The organism is Klebsiella sp. 18074, from assembly GCF_902705905.1.
Taxonomy (GTDB): Bacteria; Pseudomonadota; Gammaproteobacteria; order Enterobacterales; family Enterobacteriaceae; genus Klebsiella; species Klebsiella terrigena.
Window position 1 is genome coordinate 1 of record NZ_CACSIS010000074.1, and the last position, 2877, is coordinate 2877.

The window sequence follows — 2877 nt, forward strand, 5'->3', positions numbered from 1 at the left end:
AGAAACCGCCTGGTGGTGATGGTGCGCCTGCCGTTGGGCTCGATGACTATCGCCGCCCGGCAGGCTGTTTCAATTTCGTAAAGGCGTGGCATGATCTTAACCTCTCAATGATACTGTTTTTATATACAGTAGTTTTATCGAGACCTCAGATCAAGAGAGGTTGCGCCTATCAATTTTTATGACAGGCGCAGTGCTTTGATTACACAAGATACTCGTTAGCTAACGTTACTGCCTGGGCGATCAAATCAGTCACAACAGTTGTTTTCCCGGTGAGATTTACCAGCATAGGGCGACCAATTTTAATGCCCCCCCAGGGGCCGTATATCGTGGCGGGGTAACTACCGATACGTGGCAGGTTAGTCGGCTGAGGCACCACGCTATCCCAGGTGTTATTTGTTGCCGTGGCTACCAGTATATTATCGACGTAAATTCGCGTTACCAGCACACCAGGTGTAGTCTCTCCATCGGCGTAAACGGACACCACGTGCACGTTTCCATCAGTCAGGAGCGCTAATTGTGCTGCTGCCGAAATCGCGGCGGACCCCATCATAGATCCCTGAACAGATTGTAGGCTGCCGGATGTGTTGATTAGCGCCCAGATAGCGAAATTAATATTCGCCGAAGCCGTATTGTTTAGCCGTCCGAACAGGTTTACTGAGCGACTTGCTGCCGGCGTGCCATACCCGGACGCTGGGAGTTTTACCGCCACACTCGCCAGGGCCCTCTTACAGCCCGTTGGTAATGAAAATTCCGCAGTAGGCAGAAGAACGTAATCATTGACACTTTCGGCAGCTCCGGTGAATTTCAGCATACCTGTTTCCAACGTATGTGAGTTCGGCCCGTTTGTCGCATTTGTTCCACCGCTCACCAGGTTGAGCAGGTTCGCATAAGCCGCTACCGGCGTTCCTGAGTCGTAGCAAATCTCATTGCTGAAATCGAGCAGACCCAAAGTGGCGCCACGAATAATGGATGGGTCATTTTCCAGATACACGGGATTTGCTCCGCTGCTGGCCGGAGATGAATCCGATTTCAAAAAAATAGCCATTAGTTATCCTCTTCTCTGGCGGGTTTGATATCCAATTTCGGCGTACACGCCATATCCTGTGGCGTTTGGATGTCGGTTATCGTTTCGCAATGTTGACGGGACGATGTCATTACCAAAATCCGTGACATCCTGCGCAATCGATGCGTTGTATCTGGAAACCAGCTCCTCGCGCAAATCGCGGCCATTACCGCCCCTGACGTAGTAGCCTGGGTATTTTTGAGAAAAATACTGATTAACTTCGAGAATGCGCTGATACCGTATCCCGCCAAGAAACTCCACTGAGTAGTTGCAGGTATTAATGCCGTAAACCAGTATGGGCCGGCCTGATTTTTCAGCCTGATTTACCAGAGCATCGATATTGGATTTTATAGCCACCACATCGGCGTCATAGTCGGCAGCTGTCGTGGCGCCAGAGCGGTAATCATTGATGCCAACGCAGATCCACATCTCGCTATCAGAGTGGTCCTGCATTGCATAATCTGGCACAAACAGCGAGCCAGGGAGACACCGGAACCCTGTACCGCTTAAAGCAGTCAGGCTGTACGCTTCAACACCACCGGAAGAGGTGCGCGTCACCCGGCATTTGATGCCCGATATCCAGCCATCCAGCGTGTAGGTGGTGGTGTTTGATGGTGTGGACAGGAAGCGAACATCCTGGCTTGGGTAGGCCGGCTCTGCTGTGGCGCTAGCACCGTTAATCTGAGTAATAGCGACCGAATTGCCCGATGCGGGAATCAAATCTCCGGTCACGGTCAGGTAAATGGGTTTTGCACCCATCCGCATTGCCACCTGCCCGGATTTTTGCCCGCCAATACTGTAATTTGTTGCAACGAATCCATTACCAATCAGAGCAGCTAACTGATCTGGGAACGAATATCCTGCAGGGGCACCAGTCCCGGCGCCGGTACTGTCGCCTGCGGTATCGGATTTATTGATGATAATACCGTCACTGTTTTCGACAGCCTCCAGCCGCGAAAAAATATCTCCACCACGCTCACCGCCGCCCCCGAATATCGGTCTATTATCAGACGCCCTAAACACCACGCCGACCTGACCATTTTTCGCGACGATCCCGCCCCAGTATCCCGACCGCCCGCCAATATTTGCAACCTGCTCATCAGTTGTGACGGCGAATAATTTTACAAACATTGTTGACGTTATTTTATTGAAAATCGTTGGCACAGAGAGCCCATCACTTTCATTGGCTGCAACCAGAAAGCTGGAATTGATATTTACGGTCGCCATCCCGGAGGCAATGTCCGTAAAGGGTGTCAACGATGACGTCAGCGCGGACAATGCCCCATATTTCCCGAATATCGGTTCGTTGTCGCTTGTGCGGAAATTAACACCAATGGTTCCATCTGCAGCGACAATCCCGCCCCAGTACGAAGATCTGTCGATATTAGGTGTGCGGTTTTTAATTTCGTCGATGTAGACCTTGGACACCATAACGCGGCCAGTTGGCTCCAGAGTCCCGCCTACATTCATATACTCAATCGCCAGCGCGCTATCATCTGCGCTTCGTACGTATGTGGTGCTGCCCTCCGGGATATTGGCAATATCATCCTGAGCGGCGGCCAACGTCATATACTGGCGGCTGAGGGGAATTAGGTTCTGGCGAGTTTCCTCGACGACCTTGTCCCCTTCCGCCTTAATGCCGTCGACGGTGTAATGCTCACCCCCAAGGCGATCCGTGTAGGTCAAATCAGTGCTGGTAACTACTTTATCCAGCATAGCTCCGGCATAAACACTGTTCCGGATGTCTGTGCTGGGTACCGGTGCCTGCGTAGGTGTCGGGAGTGGAACTTCTGCCATGTGCTTGTCGCCCTATA

Annotated in this window: 2 protein-coding genes; both read right to left on the reverse strand. The window is 51.8% G+C overall.

Annotated features, from left to right (window positions below):
* Positions 1-199: 199 nt before the first annotated feature.
* Positions 200-1045: a hypothetical protein gene (locus tag GVK32_RS28470; RefSeq protein WP_159880941.1), complete on the reverse strand. Its 846-nt coding sequence runs from the start codon at positions 1043-1045 to the stop codon at positions 200-202.
* A gap of 3 nt (positions 1046-1048) precedes the next feature.
* On the reverse strand, positions 1049-2779 hold the full coding sequence (locus GVK32_RS29385; RefSeq protein WP_227697931.1) for a hypothetical protein: 1731 nt from the start codon (positions 2777-2779) through the stop codon (positions 1049-1051).
* Positions 2780-2877 lie beyond the last annotated feature (98 nt).